Raw genomic sequence first — 14,731 nt, forward strand, 5'->3', positions numbered from 1 at the left:
GCCCGGTTACATTCCGAACCCGGAAGCTAAGCCTTTCAGCGCCGATGGTACTGCAGGGGGGACCCTGTGGGAGAGTAGGACACCGCCGAACAATTCTTCAGGACCCCTGGTCCCAGCGTTCATGCTGGGACCAGGGGTCCTTTTGTTTTTCCTTGATTTTTCTCCACTGCGCGGCGGAGTGCCGGCTGCGCGAGAATGACTGCAGTACCCGAAGACAGGAGTCACGACCATGCCCACCAACTCTCCCGACGACCGTCCGGAGCGCGAGCCGCGTCGCAGGGACGGTGGTGGTGGCGACCGGGGCGGTTTCCGTGGACCGCGCCGGGACGACCGTGGCGGCGACAATCGCGGGGGCGGTTTCCGCCGCGACGACCGCCGTGACGACAACCGTGGTGGCGGCGGCGGTTTCCGTCGCGACGACCGTGGTGGTGACAACCGCGGTGGCGGGTTCCGGCGCGATGACCGTCGTGACGACCGGCCCCCCTTCCGTCGCGATGACCGGCGGGACGACAACCGCGGTGGTGACAACCGTGGTGGTGGGTTCCGGCGTGACGACCGTCGTGACGACCGGCCTTCGTTCCGTCGCGATGACCGTCCCTCGTACCAGCGTGACGACCGCCGTGACGACAACCGTGGTGGCGGTGGTTTCCGTCGCGACGATCGGGGCGGCGACAATCGCGGTGGTGGGTTCCGCCGTGACGATCGCCGTGACGAGCGTCCCCCGTTCCGGCGGGACGACCGGCCTTCGTACCAGCGTGACGACCGTCGTGACGACAACCGTGGTGGTGGGTTCCGCCGTGACGACCGTCGTGACGACCGGCCCTCGTTCCGCCGCGATGACCGGCGGGACGACAACCGGGGCGGCGACAACCGTGGTGGCGGCGGGTTCCGGCGCGATGACCGTCGTGACGACCGGCCTTCGTTCCGGCGGGACGACCGGCGGGACGACAATCGCGGTGGTGACAACCGTGGTGGTGGCGGCGGTTTCCGGCGTGACGACCGTCGTGACGACCGGCCTTCGTTCCGTCGTGATGACCGTCCCTCGTACCAGCGTGACGACCGCCGTGACGAGAATCGCGGTGGCGGTTTCCGCCGTGACGACCGTCGCGATGACCGGCCCTCCTTCCGTCGCGACGAGCGGCGGGACGAGCGGCCTTCGTTCCGGCGGGACGACCGGCGTGATGACAACCGGGGCGGTGGTGGCTTCCGGCGGGACGACCGTGGGGGCGACAACCGTGGTGGTGGGTTCCGCCGGGACGACAGCCGGGGTGGCGGTGGGTTCCGTGGGCGGGACGACCGGGGTGGCGACAGCCGTGGGGGCTACGGGCGTCGTGACGACCGGGGCGGCCGGGACCGGGACCGTGGTGACCGCGCGCCCATCAAGCGGCTGCCGATCCCGCCGGAGGTCACCGGTGAGGAGATCGACCCGGACGTGCGCCAGGAGCTGATGAGCCTGCCCAAGGGGCTCGCCGAGGACGTCTCGCGCAACCTCGTCATGGTCGCCCAGCTCATCGACGAGGACCCGGAAAAGGCCTACGGGTACTCCAGGGTCGCCCTCCGGCTCGCCTCCCGCGTCGCCGCCGTCCGCGAGGCCGCCGGGTTCGCCGCGTACGCCACGCAGAAGTACTCCGAGGCGCTGGCCGAGTTCCGGGCCGCGCGGCGGATGAGCGGCGGGGTCGAGCTGTGGCCCGTCATGGCCGACTGCGAGCGCGGCCTCGGCCGGCCCGAGCGGGCGCTCGCGATGGCCGGTGAGCCCGAGGTGCAGAAGCTGGACAAGGCCGGGCAGGTCGAGATGCGGCTCGTGGCCGCCGGCGCCCGCCGGGACCTGGGCCAGCTCGACGCGGCCATCGTGACGCTGCAGAGCCCCGAGCTCGCCTCCAGCGCCGTTCACCCGTGGACCGCGCGCCTGCGGTACGCGTACGCCGACGCGCTCCTCGCCGCCGGCCGTGAGCAGGAGGCCCGGGAGTGGTTCGGCAAGGCCCTGGAGGCCGACAAGGACGGCGCCACGGACGCCTCCGACCGGCTCGCCGAGCTGGACGGCGTCGAGTTCGTCGACGCGTTCGACGACTCGGATGACGCCGATGACGTCGAGGAGTCGGACGGCGTTGTCGTCGACGACGAGATCGACGGCGACGACCGTGACGGCAACAAGGGCTGAGGTCGGTCGATAGGCCGGTAGGCCGGTAGCAAGGAGAAGGGCGGCACCCCTCGGGGTGCCGCCCTTCTGCGTTTCCGGTCCGTTTCCGGGGCCGGGGGCCTCAGTCCAGTGCGAGGCTCCTCAGGACCAGGCCCGTCGCCGGCTTCGGGCCGAAGGAGGTCGACTTGCGGGGCATCGTGACGCCCTGGCGGGCCAGGTCGCGGACGACCTCCTCCCGTACCGGGTGCATGAGGACCGCCGTGCCGCCACGGCGTTCCGCCTGGGCCACGGCGGCCTCGGTGTCGTGGATATAGGCGATGTCCTCGGGGGCGTCCGGGACGTGCCAGACGTGCTCCAGGAGCGTGGAGTGCAGGACGGTCGCGTCCAGCGTGCGCCAGGCCCCGGGGCGGTCCGTGCGGATCGTGCGGGCCAGGAGGGCCGGGTCCGGGCGGTCCAGGAGGTGGAAGGCGCCGTCGCCCGCGAGGAGGAAGGCGTTGCCGTCGGCGGTGGCCGTCGCGAGGGCCTCCAGGGCCTCCGGGAGGGCCCCGCCGACGCGGCGCACCCGGAAGGCGCCCTCGACGGCCGCGAGCGCGTCGGCGACCGGCAGGCGGTTGAGGAGGCGGTGGATGGCACGGACCCGCAGGGGGTAGCGGGCGGTGTCGACCAGGAGGACCAGGCCGTAGTTCCAGGCGCCCGGCGAGACGTGCTCCTCGCGCAGGCGCAGGTACGTCGCCCAGCGGTGGTGGCCGTCCGCGATGAGGGCCTGGTGGCGGCCGAGGTCCGCGGCGACGGCGGCCTGCTCGGCCGGGTCGGTCACCGCCCACAGGCGGTGGGAGAAGCCGTCCTCGGTGGTGGTGGCGAGGAGCGGCTCGCGCGCCGCGCACCGATCGATCACCGCGTCCGCGCCCCCGCCGTCCTCCCCGACGTAGGTGAGGAGCAGAGGTTCGAGGTTGGCGGCGGTCGTCCGCATCAGGGCGGCCCGGTCCTCGACCACGTGCGGCATCACGTCCTCGTGGGGGAGGACGATCCCGGCCTCGGGCGCGGAGAGCTCCAGGGCGCCGATGATCCCGCGCTGGAGGATCCCGTCGCCCCGCTGCTCGTACACGTAGAGCGCGGGCGCCGGGTCGGGGGCGAGGACGCCGTCCGCGAGCCAGCGGTCGAGGGTGACGGCGGCCTTGCGGTGGCGGGTGCCGGCGGTCACGGCCTGCGGGAGGATCAGCCGGACGATGTTGTGCGGGTCCGCCGACTCCAGGTGGTGCAGTCCGTCGGGTCGTACGACGACGTCGTAGGGAGGGGACGTCACGGCGGCGAGACTGCCGACCCGCTCGGGGACGTACCGGAGCCCGCGGAAGGGCGCCAGGCGCAGCCCCGCGGTGTCGTCGCGGACGTCGGCGGCCGCGTGACCTGTGGTGTTCATCTCGACATCGTATGTGGGCCGGGCCATGAGCGATGATCGGGGTAGCGGGGGGATCACACCTGGTGAGGCGAGGAGAGAACGGTGACGGTGCACGACGGCCAGGGACGGCGGGGCGGCGGCAGGACGCGGCCGGGGGCCAGCGCGGAGCCGCTGAGCGGGGCGTACGACACGGCGCTGCTCGACCTGGACGGGGTCGTGTACGCGGGCGGGCTCGCCGTCCCGTACGCCGTCGAGTCCCTCGGGGCGGCCCGGGGCGGCGGGATGCGCCTCGCGTACGTCACCAACAACGCGCTGCGGACGCCGGAGGCCGTCGCGGAGCACCTCACGGAGCTGGGGGTGCCGGCGGAGGCCGGGGACGTGGTCACCTCGGCGCAGGCCGTCGCCCGGCTGATCGCGGACGAGGTGCCGGCCGGGTCCCGGGTGCTGCTCATCGGCGGCGAGGGGCTCGCGGTGGCGCTGCGCGAGCGGGGTCTGGTGCCGGTGGAGTCGGCGGACGACGACCCGGCGGCGGTCGTGCAGGGGTACGGGGGACCGGACCTGCCGTGGAAGCGGTTCGCCGAGGCGGCCTACGCGGTGGGGCGGGGCGTGCCGTGGTACGCCTCGAACACGGACCTGACGATCCCCGGGGCGCGCGGGATCGGGCCCGGGAACGGGGCGGCCGTGGAGGTCGTGCGGATCGCCACCGGCGGCCGGTTCGAGCCGAAGGTCGCCGGAAAGCCGCTGCCGCCGATGCACCGGGAGACGGTGCTGCGGACCGGGGCGGAGCGGCCGCTCGTCGTCGGGGACCGGCTCGACACGGACATCGAGGGCGCGTTCAACGGCGGGGTGGACTCGCTGCTCGTCCTCACCGGGGTGACGGACGTGGCGCAGCTGCTCGCGGCCGTGCCCGAGCACCGGCCGACGTACGTGGCGGCGGACCTGCGGGGGCTGCTCGTCGGGCAGCCGGAGGTGGTCCCCGACAGGGACGGCGGGTTCGTGTGCGGGGCGTGGCGGGCCTCGGCCGACGGGGGCGCGCTGGCGGTCGTACCGGTCGAGGGACCCGCCTCCGGCGAGGCCGACCCCATGGACGGCGTACGGGCCCTCTGCGGGGCCGCGTGGTCGGCGGCGGAGGCCGGGGCGGGCGTCCTGGACGGGGAGAAGGCGGTCGCGCGGTTGGGGTTGTAGGGGCGGGGGCCCGGGTGTGGGTGCGGGGTCGGCCGTCGGGTGGCGGCTGTCCCGGCCCGGCCCGGTCCGCTCGGCCCCGGCGGTGCGGCTCGGTCGGTGGGGGCGGCCGGGGCCCGGGGCTCCAGGTCAGTGGGGTCGGCCGGGGCCCGGGGCGCCAGGTCAGTGGGGTCCGCCGAAGGCTCGGGCGGCAAGCCGTTTCGGAAGTTGGGTAGGCTAACCTAACTCCGCTTGGGTCGTGGTCGTCATCGTCCGCCACGGTCGCGGACGAGGACAACGGGAGTCGTGGGTATGGACGGTCGGCAGAAGCAGCGCCTGAGCGCGGAAGCGGTCACCCTGGCGTACGAGCAGCGGGTCATCGCCCGCGATCTGTCCGTCGAGATACCCGACAACTCCTTCACCGTCATCGTCGGGCCGAACGCCTGCGGCAAGTCCACCCTGCTGCGCGCCCTCTCCCGGATGCTGAAGCCCGCCGAGGGGCGCGTCCTGCTCGACGGGCAGTCGATCCAGACCATGCCCGCCAAGAAGGTCGCCAAGACCCTCGGGCTGCTGCCCCAGACCTCCCTGGCCCCCGACGGCATCACCGTCTCCGACCTCGTCGCGCGCGGTCGCTACCCGCACCAGGGCCTGCTGCGGCAGTGGTCCTCGGAGGACGAGCGGATCACCCGGGAGTCGATGGAGGCGACCGGCGTCGCCGAGCTGGCCGACCGGTACGTGGACGAGCTCTCCGGCGGTCAGCGCCAGCGCGTCTGGATCGCCATGGCGCTCGCCCAGCAGACCCCGCTGCTCCTGCTCGACGAGCCGACGACGTACCTCGACATCCAGCACCAGATCGACGTCCTCGACCTGTGCGCCGAGCTGCACGAGACGCAGGGGCGCACCCTCGTCGCCGTCCTGCACGACCTCAACCACGCGGCCCGGTACGCGACCCACCTGATCGCCGTCCGCGCCGGCGAGGTGGTCGCCGAGGGGCCGCCGTCCGAGGTCGTGACCGCCGAGCTGGTCGAGCGGGTCTTCGGGCTCCGCTGCCAGGTCATCGAGGACCCGGAGACGGGGACGCCGCTGGTCGTGCCCGCCGGGCGGAGGGCGCGCGCCGCCACCGGGGCGCGGCCCGCGCTGCGGAAGTGACCCGCGCTGCGGAAGCGAGCGGAGCTACAGGAGCGAGCGGAGCCGCAGGAGGTCGCGGAAGCCGGCCTCCAGCCTGACCCGGCCCGAGGCCCAGGCCTTCGCGAAGTTCAGTCGGCCGTCCACCATCGCCACCAGGTCGTCCCCGGTCATCGCGAGCCGGATCTGCGCCTTGGCCGGCGGCGGCCCCTCCACCGTGGAGTCCACCCGGATCCGGCCGTCCGCGAGACGGCCCGTGAAGGTCGTGTCCAGGTCGGTGACGTGGCAGCTCAGGGTGCGGTCGAGCGCGGCCGCGCCCCGCACGTCGCCGTCCGCCCGCGCGAGGCCGTCGGAAAGTCTGTCCAGTGCGCCGCGGCACTCCGTGATCGTCGCCATCGCCGTCGACGGTACCCCAGGGCTTCGCGGTAGCGTCGGGGCATGAGCGACGCGACGCCGGAACCGGTGGTGGACGACCAGACCGACGGAGCGGCCGGAGAGGCGCCCGGAGAGATGCCCGGCGACGCGGCCGGCGAGCCCGCCGCGGCCGCGCCGCTCGGGGTCGCCCGGGAGCGCACCGGCCACCCCGCCGTAGACGCCCGCCTCGCGCGTCTCGCCGAGGTCGACGCCCTCCCGGCGGACGGACACCCGGAGGTGTACGAGGATGTACACCGTGGCCTGCGCGACGAGCTGACCTCGCTCGACGCGCACCCCGCACCCCGTCCGCACGACAACAGGAGCTGAACAGAACGTGGCAGGAGTGGCACGCCGCCGTCTCGACGCCGAGCTGGTCCGGCGCAAGCTCGCCCGCTCGCGGGAGCACGCCAGCCAGCTGATCGCCGCGGGCCGGGTGACCGTCGGCAAGACCGTCGCCACCAAGCCCGCCACCCAGGTCGAGACCGCCGCGGCCATCGTCGTCGTCCAGGACGACTCCGACCCCGACTACGTCTCGCGCGGCGGCCACAAGCTCGCCGGGGCCTTCGCGGCCTTCGTGCCGGAGGGGCTGGTGGTCGAGGGGCGGCGCGCCCTCGACGCCGGAGCCTCCACCGGCGGCTTCACGGACGTCCTGCTGCGGGCGGGCGCGGCCCACGTCGTCGCCGTCGACGTCGGCTACGGGCAGCTCGCCTGGTCGCTGCAGAGCGACGAGCGGGTCACCGTGAAGGACCGCACGAACGTACGCGAGTTGACGTTGGACGTGCTCGACGGCGTTCCCGTCGACCTCGTCGTCGGGGACCTGTCCTTCATCCCGCTCGGCCTCGTCCTGCCCGCCCTGGCGTCCTGCACGGCGCCCGGCGCCGACCTGGTCCTCATGGTGAAACCGCAGTTCGAGGTGGGCAAGGAGCGGCTCGGCACGGGCGGAGTCGTCCGCTCCGCCGAACTCCGCGCCGACGCCGTGAAGAACGTGGCCCGGCGGGCCGCCGAGCTCGGGCTCGGCGTCCTCGGCGTCACCGCCAGCCCGCTGCCCGGCCCCTCCGGCAACGTCGAGTACTTTCTGTGGCTGCGGGCAGGGGCGCCCGCGCTGGATCCGGCGGACGTCGACCGCGCCGTGGCGGAGGGACCTCGTTGAGCTCAACGGAAGCACCACCAGAGACCGCACCCCGTACCGTCTTCCTGCTCGCGCACACCGGCCGGCCGGCCGCCGTGCGCAGCGCCGAACTGGTCGTCCTGGGGCTGCTGCGCGCCGGGCTCGGCGTCCGCGTCCTGGAGGCCGAGGCGGCGGACCTGCCGCTGCCGTCCTCCGTGGAGAAGGTCCCGGAGGCCTGCTCCGAGGCGATCGACGACTGCGAACTCCTCGTCGTCCTCGGCGGCGACGGCACCCTGCTGCGCGGCGCCGAGTTCTCCCGCGCCTCCGGGGTGCCGATGCTCGGCGTCAACCTGGGGCGGGTCGGCTTCCTCGCGGAGGCCGAGCGCGACGACCTCGACAAGGTCGTCGACCGGGTCGTCACCCGGGCGTACGAGGTCGAGGAGCGGATGACACTCGACGTCACCGTCTACCAGAACGGCGACGTCCTCCACCGGGACTGGGCGCTCAACGAGGCGGCCGTGCAGAAGGTGTCCCCGGAGCGGATGCTGGAGGTCGTGCTCGCGATCGACGGGCGCCCGGTGACCGGCTTCGGCTGCGACGGGGTGATCTGCGCGACACCGACGGGCTCCACCGCGTACGCCTTCTCGGCGGGCGGGCCGGTCGTCTGGCCCGAGGTCGAGGCGCTCCTCATGGTCCCGATCGGGGCCCACGCGCTCTTCGCCAAGCCGCTGGTGACCACCCCCGAGTCGGTGCTCGCGGTCGAGGTCGAGCCGCACACCCCGCACGGGGTGCTGTGGTGCGACGGGCGGCGGACGGTGGAGCTCCCGGCGGGCGCGCGGGTCGAGGTCCGGCGGGGCGCCGTCCCGGTCCGGCTCGCCCGGCTGCACCACGCCTCCTTCACGGACCGGCTCGTCGCCAAGTTCGCGCTTCCCGTGTCGGGCTGGCGGGGCGCCCCGCGCTGACCGGCCCCTCCCCGCCGCCTCCGGTGCGGGAACGAGCGGCGCGCCGGAGGGTTACGGCCGGGGCGATGTCGCATCGGACCAGGGAAACCTCGTATGGTCTGGGGCGTGCTGGAGGAGATGCGGATACGGTCGCTCGGGGTCATCGACGACGCTGTGGTCGAGTTGTCGCCCGGCTTCACCGCGGTGACCGGTGAGACCGGTGCGGGCAAGACCATGGTCGTGACCAGTCTGGGGCTGCTGCTCGGCGGACGGGCCGACCCGGCGCTCGTGCGGATCGGCGCGGCGTCGGCCGTCGTCGAGGGGCGGATCAGCGTGCCCCCGGGCGCGCCCGCCGCCGTGCGCGCGGAGGAGGCCGGGGCCGAGCTGGACGAGGGGGTCCTGCTCGTCAGCCGTACCGTCTCGGCCGAGGGGCGCTCCCGGGCCCACCTCGGCGGGCGCTCCGTGCCCGTGGGGCTGCTCGCCGAACTCGCCGACGAACTCGTCGCCGTCCACGGCCAGACCGACCAGCAGGGCCTGCTCAAGCCCGCCCGGCAGCGCGGCGCGCTCGACCGGTACGCGGGCGAGGCCGTCTCGGTGCCGCTCGTCGCCTACGGCGAGGCGTACCGGCGGCTGCGGGCCGTCACCACGGAGCTGGACGAGATCACCACCCGGGCCAGGGAGCGCGCCCAGGAGGCCGATCTGCTGCGCTTCGGGCTCGACGAGGTCGAGGCCGTCGCCCCGCTGCCCGGCGAGGACGCCGAACTCGCCGCCGAGGCCGAACGGCTCGGGCACGCCGAGGCCCTCGCCTCGGCCGCCGCACTCGCGCACTCCGCGCTCGCGGGCTCGCCCGAGGACCCCGAGTCCGTCGACGCGACCACGCTCGTCGCGGGCGCGGGCCGGGCCCTGGAGGCCGTACGGTCGCACGACCCGGCGCTCGCCGCGCTCGCGGACCGGATGGGGGAGATCTCCATCCTGCTCGCCGACGTGGCCACCGAGCTGGCCGGGTACGCCGACGACCTGGACGCCGACCCGCTGCGGCTCGCCGCCGTCGAGGAGCGGCGCGCGGCCCTCACCCAGCTGATCCGGAAGTACGGGGACGGGGACGGCGTCGGCGCGGTCCTGGCCTGGGCGGAGCGGAGCGCGGGCAGGCTCGGGGAGCTGGACAACGACGACGACCGGGTCGAGGAGCTGACCGCCGAGCGGGACCGGCTGCGCGACGAGCTGTCGGCGCTCGCGCAGCGGCTCACCGACGCGCGCACGGAGGCGGCGGACCGGTTCGCCGCCGCCGTCACCGCCGAACTCGCCTCGCTCGCCATGCCGCACGCGCGCGTGTCCTTCTCCCTCGCCCAGACCGAGGACCCCGAGGGCGTCGAGGTCGGCGGCCGGCGGGTCGCGTACGGCCCGTCCGGGGCCGACGAGGTCGAGCTGCTGCTCGCCCCGCACCCCGGCGCCCCGCCGCGGCCGATCGCCAAGGGCGCGTCCGGCGGCGAGCTGTCCCGGGTGATGCTGGCCGTCGAGGTCGTCTTCGCCGGGGTCGACCCGGTGCCCACGTACCTCTTCGACGAGGTCGACGCGGGCGTCGGCGGCAAGGCGGCCGTGGAGATCGGCCGCCGCCTCGCCAAGCTCGCCAGGACCGCGCAGGTCGTCGTCGTCACCCACCTCCCGCAGGTCGCCGCCTTCGCCGACCGCCAACTCCTCGTCGAGAAGACCAACGACGGCTCCGTGACCCGCTCCGGCGTCACCGTCCTGGAGGGCGAGGAACGGGTCCGCGAACTGTCCCGGATGCTCGCCGGCCAGGAGGACTCGGAGACGGCCCGCGCCCACGCGGAGGAACTCCTCGCGACGGCGCGGGGGGACGGCTGAGCGCGACGACCGGGCCGGAGGGGTTGAACGGGCGTACGGGCATACGGGCTGCGAGAGCAGGCGGGCGTCCTGAACTTCCGGGGCCTTCCTCCCCGTTCGCAGGGGTTCGCGGCGTGACCCCGGCCGCCCGCCCCTCAGGGGGAGCGCGCGGATCGTTCGTGCGCTCACCCGTGTGGGTGAACCCGTGGAGCGGGTCACCGCACCCGGTGCCCTCCGCGCAAGGGAACGACTCCATTTCGGTGCCGGAACGTGCGTACGGTCGAAGGCCCGGACTGGCATCCTTGGGCGCGTGACACAGCTCCGTACGGTCCAAGTGCTGGGCGGCGGCAGCGCGGGCAGCAGCGCTCACGTCCGATCACTCGCCTCGGGACTGGTGGCGAGGGGCGTGCGGGTGACCGTGTGCGCCCCTCCCGAACTCGACCGCGCCTACGACTACCTCGGCGCCGGCGCGCGCTTCGTGCCCCTGCCGCGGCTCGGCGACCCCGCCGCCGTCACCGCGCTGCGCAACACCTGCATCGGCGCGGACGTCGTCCACGCGCACGGCCTCCAGGCCTCCGTGCGGGCCGCGCTCGCGCTGTCCGGCGCGGCGCCCGCCCCGCTCGTGACGACCTGGCACACCCGGAGCCACGCGGAGGGCGCGCGGGGCGGGGTGCTCCGGCTCCTCGAACGGCGGACCGTACGGGCCGCCAGCGTCGTCCTCGCCACCTCCTCCGAGCTGGTCGACCGGGCCAGGCGGCGCGGCGCCCGCGACGCCCGGCTCGCCCCCGTCACCGTGCCCGCCGCCCGCGGACCGGTCTGCCTCCACGACGGCAAGGCGCGCGCCGAACTCGGCGCCGTCGACCGCCCGTTGCTGATGGCCGTCGGCGCGCTCGAACGCGGCCGGGGGTACCGGACCCTGCTCGACGCGGCCCGGCGGTGGCGGGACCTCGACCCGCAGCCGCTCCTCGTGATCGCGGGCGAGGGGCGCGAGCGCGCCTTCCTCCAGCGGCGGATCACCGACGAGGACCTGCCGGTCCGGCTGATTGGGAGCCGCGAGGACGTCGCCGAACTGCTCGCGGCGGCGGACGTCGCCGTCCTCCCGTCCCGCTGGGAGGCCCGCTCCCCGCTCGCCCAGGAGGCGCTCCGGCTCGGCGTGCCGCTCGTCGCGACGGCGGTCGGCGGAGTGCCGGAACTCGTCGGCGACGCCGCCGAACTGGTGCCGTACGGGGACTCCGCGGCCCTCGCGGCGGCGGTGCGGGGCCTCCTGGAGGACGCCGACCGGCGGATGGACCTGGCCGCCGCGGGCCGGGTCCAGGCGGGCACCTGGCCGACCGAGGACGACACGGTCGCCCATGTGCTCAGCGTGTACGACGAGCTGGTCGGGCGCTGAGCGGGGCTCACGGCGTGTGGCGGCGGGCCCTGAGCGCCAGGGAGAGGGCCAAGACCGTCTGCGGGTCGTCCAGGTCCGTGCCCAGGAGCTCCGCGATGCGGGCAAGCCGGTTGTAGAGGGTCTGGCGGTTGAGGTGCAGCTCGCGGGCCGTCTCCGCCTTGCGGCCCGCGTGGGCCAGATACGTCTCCAGGGTGGGGAGCAGCGGCGGCCGGGAGGTGCGGTCGTGCTCCTGGAGGGGGCCGATCGCCCGGTCCACGAAGGCCGCCAGCACCGTGTCCCCGTGGAAGTGCAGCCGCCACAGGAGCAGGTCGATGTCGAGGCGCCGCGCGTCGTACCAGGGCAGGTCCGACAGGCCCTGCGCCGCCGTCGCCGTCTCCGCCGCGTGCCGCAGCCCCGCCGAGGCCGCCGCCCAGCCGCCCGCGACGCCCACCACGATCACCGGCGGGTGGGTGCCCGCGCGCTCCAGGCCGGCCCGCTCCACGCCCGCCCGCAGGGCCGCCGCGACCCGGTCCGCGACCGCCGTCCGCTCGGTCTCCGACCGCAGGGCGAGCAGCAGCGGGACCCGGCCCTCGACCGGGCGGACGCCGAGCAGGACGGGGACGCCGACGGAGGAGAGCTCCTCCAGGACCGCCCGGGCGAACAGCGCCCAGTTCCCCGAGGGGGACAGCTCCGGGGCCAGGCGCATCACCACCGGCAGGAGCGGGCCGTCGCCCGGTTTGAAACCGAGCACCCTGGCCTGCGCCGGGGCGTCCTCGGCGGTGATCCTGCCCTCCGCCAGGTCCGTCAGGAAGTCGCCCCGGCCGCGCGCGGCCAGCTCCTCCTCCTGCCGCGCCTGCATGAGGACGACCGCGAGGAGCCCGGCCGCCCGCTCGGCCGCCATCCGGTGGACGGGGGAGAGGGCGCCGGAGACCGCCAGGAGCACCAGACGGGCCCGCACCGAGCCCGTACCGGGGCCGCCGCCGGGCACGTCGACCAGGACCGTGCCGGTGGGCGGACCCGACTCGCGGGCCGCGCGGCCGCCGCGCAGCCCGTCCCACACCTGGAGCGGGTCGGCGGGCGCGGACTCGGTGCCCGCCGCGTACAGGAGCTGTCCGTCGGGGGTCTCCAGGAAGACCGGGTTGGCGGCGAAGTCGGAGAGGATCCGCAGCACCTGCGGGACCCCGCCGCCGCCGAGCAGGGCCTCCGTGCACTGCCGGTGGACCTCCTCGGCCCGCCGCTGGAGGGCGTAGTGGCCGTTGACGATCTCGGTGTGGATCTCCTCCGTCACCGTCACGAACGGCACCTCGCGGTGCAGCTGCACCAGCGGCAGGCCCGCCGTCCGCGCGGCCTCCACGATCGTCGCCGGGAGGCGGGCGAAGCGCGGTCCCAGCTCCACCACGAGCGCCGCGATGCCCCGGTCGGCGAGCCGCCGCACGAAGGCCCGCTGCTCGGCCGGCCGGGTCCCGAGCCCGAGGCCCGTGGTGAGCAGCAGTTCGCCGCCCTTGAGCAGCGACGCGATGTTCGGCACCTCGCCCGCGTGCACCCAGCGCACCGTCCGGTGCAGCCGGTCCGCTCCGGCGACGACCTCCGGGAGCCCGCCGCGCAGGCCGGGGAGTTCGAGGGCCCGCTGCACGGTGATTCCGCCCTGGTTGTCCATGGGCCCGGACGCTACCCGCGTCCGTGTTCCGACGACATCACCCCACGGTCACGGCACCGGACACTTCGTACACCGGCCCGACAACTCGTCGCCCCCGGAGGCCATTTGCGCGATCATGTGTCGAGTGTGGCCTGCGTCACGCCGAGGAGGGCGGGTCTCAGGCCGCCGGAGCGATGTTGTGGTTGAAGCGGAACACGTTCTCGGGGTCGTACGCCGCCTTCACCCCGGCCAGCCGCCGGACGTTCTCCTCGCCGAAGCCCGCCGCCACCCGGTCCGTGCCCTCGGCGCCGATGAAGTTCAGGTAGACGGCGCCGACCGCCCACGGCCGCATGTCCGCCCGGACGTCCCGCACCCAGCGGATCACCCGCTCGTCGTCGGCCGGGTCCTCCCACACCCCGAAGGGGTGGACGCCCCACGGGGCCGTGCGCCACGGCAGCGGGTAATCGGAAGGCCCGTCCGCCACCCGCCCGCCCATCGGGAACACCAGGTGCTGGGTCCCGGTCGGCACCGGCAGGTCCGCCGCCCGCGCGCAGAAGCGGTCCACGGCCTCGTCCGGAAAGCCGTCCAGGTACTCGGCCGACCAGTAGTTCCGCTGCCCCGGCGGGTCGTCCAACATGCACTGGAAGTCGGCGTACGGGATCTCCGCGATCACCGTCGCCGCCGGGCCGAGCGCGAGCAGCGGCGCCACCGTCTCCCGCAGCTCCGCCTCCGTCCCGGCGTACGTCGTGAGCACCGCGTAGACCGGCGTCCCCACCAGCTCCGGCGGTGCGAAGTCCTCCGGCGGGGCCGTCAGGCAGAGCACCGCGCCGCCCGCCGCGTCGGGCGCCGGCGCGTCGAACGCGTCCCGGTACGCGCGGACCGCCTCGGGTCCCGCGTCCGGGGTGAACAGCAGCAGCGCGAAGCAGAACTCCGGCAGCTCGTGCACCCGCAGCGTCAGCGAGGTCACCACTCCGAAGTTCCCGCCGCCGCCGTGCAGCGCCCAGAAGAGGTCCGGGTTCTCCCCGGCGTCCGCGCGCACGTGCCGGCCCTCGGCCGTGACCAGCTCCGCCGAGAGCAGGTTGTCGCAGGCGAGCCCCCACTTCCGCTCCAGCCAGCCCGAACCGCCGCCGAGCGCGAAGCCGCCGACCCCGGTCGTGGAGGCCCGTCCGCCGGTCACCGCCACGTGGAACGGCTGGCAGGCGCGGTCCAGGTGCGACATGGTCGCCCCGCCCTCGACCCGTACCGTCATGTGCTCGGGGTCCGCGACCACCGCGTGCATCCGGCGCAGGTCCACCACCAGACCGCCGTCGTTGAGCGCCGTGCCGGCGACGGAGTGGCCGCCGCCGCGCACCGCGACCGGCAGGCCCGCCTCCCGGCCGAAGAGCACCGCGTTGGAGACGTCCTCGGGGGTCGCGCACTGGGCGACGACGGCCGGACGCCGGTCGATCATGCCGTTGAAGACGGTCCTCGCCGCGTCGTAGCCGGGGTCGTCCGGCACGAAGACCTCACCGGCCAGGTCCTCGCGGAGACCAGCCAGGGCGCTGTCGGGGACGAGCGTTCGGGGAGCCATGGGATGCCCCCCTTCCTTGCGGGGGACAGGAC

General features: G+C 75.0%; 13 protein-coding genes and 1 rRNA gene. 10 read left to right on the forward strand and 4 right to left on the reverse strand.

Going from position 1 to position 14,731, the window contains the following annotated elements; genetic code table 11:
* The 3 genes from rrf to ACIQD7_RS22830 form a co-directional block, all read left to right on the forward strand.
* Positions 1-91: ribosomal RNA gene (gene rrf, locus ACIQD7_RS22820) — 5S ribosomal RNA — on the forward strand; the annotation flags it as partial.
* Between the two features lie 193 nt (positions 92-284).
* On the forward strand, positions 285-1,448 hold the full coding sequence (locus tag ACIQD7_RS22825) for a hypothetical protein (protein WP_402444224.1): 1,164 nt from the start codon (positions 285-287) through the stop codon (positions 1,446-1,448).
* Positions 1,388-2,158, forward strand: coding sequence for a hypothetical protein (locus ACIQD7_RS22830; protein WP_402444192.1), 771 nt, complete (start codon positions 1,388-1,390; stop codon positions 2,156-2,158). Before ACIQD7_RS22825 ends, ACIQD7_RS22830 begins: the two co-directional genes overlap by 61 nt.
* A 100-nt stretch (positions 2,159-2,258) precedes the next feature.
* Here ACIQD7_RS22830 and ACIQD7_RS22835 read toward each other — a convergent pair whose 3' ends face one another.
* Positions 2,259-3,554: a DUF1015 domain-containing protein gene (locus tag ACIQD7_RS22835; RefSeq protein ID WP_402443822.1), complete on the reverse strand. Its 1,296-nt coding sequence runs from the start codon at positions 3,552-3,554 to the stop codon at positions 2,259-2,261.
* 81 nt (positions 3,555-3,635) lie between these two features.
* Here ACIQD7_RS22835 and ACIQD7_RS22840 point away from each other — a divergent pair, with 81 nt between their 5' ends.
* Positions 3,636-4,718 carry an HAD hydrolase-like protein gene (locus ACIQD7_RS22840; RefSeq protein WP_402443824.1) on the forward strand — a complete coding sequence of 361 codons (1,083 nt, stop codon included), beginning with the start codon at positions 3,636-3,638 and terminating at the stop codon, positions 4,716-4,718.
* A gap of 288 nt (positions 4,719-5,006) precedes the next feature.
* Entirely contained in the window at positions 5,007-5,843 is an 837-nt protein-coding gene (locus ACIQD7_RS22845) for an ABC transporter ATP-binding protein (protein WP_402443826.1), read from the forward strand.
* 24 nt (positions 5,844-5,867) lie between these two features.
* Here the strand turns inward: ACIQD7_RS22845 and ACIQD7_RS22850 are convergent, their stop codons facing one another.
* A complete protein-coding gene (locus ACIQD7_RS22850; protein ID WP_121831695.1) occupies positions 5,868-6,215 on the reverse strand; it encodes an SCP2 sterol-binding domain-containing protein in 348 nt (115 codons plus the stop codon).
* A 42-nt stretch (positions 6,216-6,257) separates the two neighbouring features.
* Between ACIQD7_RS22850 and ACIQD7_RS22855 the strand changes: the two genes are divergently transcribed.
* The 5 genes from ACIQD7_RS22855 (at position 6,258) to ACIQD7_RS22875 (ending at position 11,514) form a co-directional block, all read left to right on the forward strand.
* Positions 6,258-6,560 carry a hypothetical protein gene (locus tag ACIQD7_RS22855; RefSeq protein WP_402443828.1) on the forward strand — a complete coding sequence of 101 codons (303 nt, stop codon included), beginning with the start codon at positions 6,258-6,260 and terminating at the stop codon, positions 6,558-6,560.
* Positions 6,561-6,567: 7 nt separating this feature from the next.
* Complete coding sequence (locus ACIQD7_RS22860) at positions 6,568-7,383, forward strand: TlyA family RNA methyltransferase (protein WP_161371486.1); 816 nt, start codon at positions 6,568-6,570, stop codon at positions 7,381-7,383.
* Positions 7,380-8,303: an NAD kinase gene (locus tag ACIQD7_RS22865; protein ID WP_383412121.1), complete on the forward strand. Its 924-nt coding sequence runs from the start codon at positions 7,380-7,382 to the stop codon at positions 8,301-8,303. Before ACIQD7_RS22860 ends, ACIQD7_RS22865 begins: the two co-directional genes overlap by 4 nt.
* A 93-nt stretch (positions 8,304-8,396) precedes the next feature.
* Entirely contained in the window at positions 8,397-10,145 is a 1,749-nt protein-coding gene (recN, locus tag ACIQD7_RS22870) for a DNA repair protein RecN (protein ID WP_351972520.1), read from the forward strand.
* A 289-nt stretch (positions 10,146-10,434) separates the two neighbouring features.
* Positions 10,435-11,514 (forward strand): glycosyltransferase family 4 protein, encoded by a 1,080-nt coding sequence (locus ACIQD7_RS22875; RefSeq protein WP_402443831.1) that lies wholly within the window; start codon positions 10,435-10,437, stop codon positions 11,512-11,514.
* A gap of 7 nt (positions 11,515-11,521) precedes the next feature.
* Here the strand turns inward: ACIQD7_RS22875 and ACIQD7_RS22880 are convergent, their stop codons facing one another.
* Both ACIQD7_RS22880 and ACIQD7_RS22885 read right to left on the reverse strand, forming a co-directional pair.
* Positions 11,522-13,150, reverse strand: a complete 1,629-nt coding sequence (locus ACIQD7_RS22880; protein ID WP_121831701.1) for a PucR family transcriptional regulator — start codon at positions 13,148-13,150, stop codon at positions 11,522-11,524.
* A 157-nt stretch (positions 13,151-13,307) separates the two neighbouring features.
* Positions 13,308-14,699 (reverse strand): FAD-binding oxidoreductase, encoded by a 1,392-nt coding sequence (locus ACIQD7_RS22885; RefSeq protein ID WP_402443833.1) that lies wholly within the window; start codon positions 14,697-14,699, stop codon positions 13,308-13,310.
* Between the last annotated feature and the right edge of the window lie 32 nt (positions 14,700-14,731).

This window comes from Streptomyces sp. NPDC093071 (assembly GCF_044754545.1).
GTDB lineage: Bacteria > Actinomycetota > Actinomycetes > Streptomycetales > Streptomycetaceae > Streptomyces.

Excerpts from the sequence above, each read along its gene's own strand:
- ACIQD7_RS22835 (WP_402443822.1), bottom strand. The coding sequence starts at position 3,554 with ATGAACACCACAGGTCACGCGGCCGCCGACGTCCGCGACGACACCGCG.
- ACIQD7_RS22845 (WP_402443826.1), top strand. The coding sequence starts at position 5,007 with ATGGACGGTCGGCAGAAGCAGCGCCTGAGCGCGGAAGCGGTCACCCTG.
- ACIQD7_RS22850 (WP_121831695.1), bottom strand. The coding sequence starts at position 6,215 with ATGGCGACGATCACGGAGTGCCGCGGCGCACTGGACAGACTTTCCGAC.
- ACIQD7_RS22855 (WP_402443828.1), top strand. The coding sequence starts at position 6,258 with ATGAGCGACGCGACGCCGGAACCGGTGGTGGACGACCAGACCGACGGA.
- recN (WP_351972520.1), top strand. The coding sequence starts at position 8,397 with ATGGTCTGGGGCGTGCTGGAGGAGATGCGGATACGGTCGCTCGGGGTC.
- ACIQD7_RS22880 (WP_121831701.1), bottom strand. The coding sequence starts at position 13,150 with ATGGACAACCAGGGCGGAATCACCGTGCAGCGGGCCCTCGAACTCCCC.
- ACIQD7_RS22885 (WP_402443833.1), bottom strand. The coding sequence starts at position 14,699 with ATGGCTCCCCGAACGCTCGTCCCCGACAGCGCCCTGGCTGGTCTCCGC.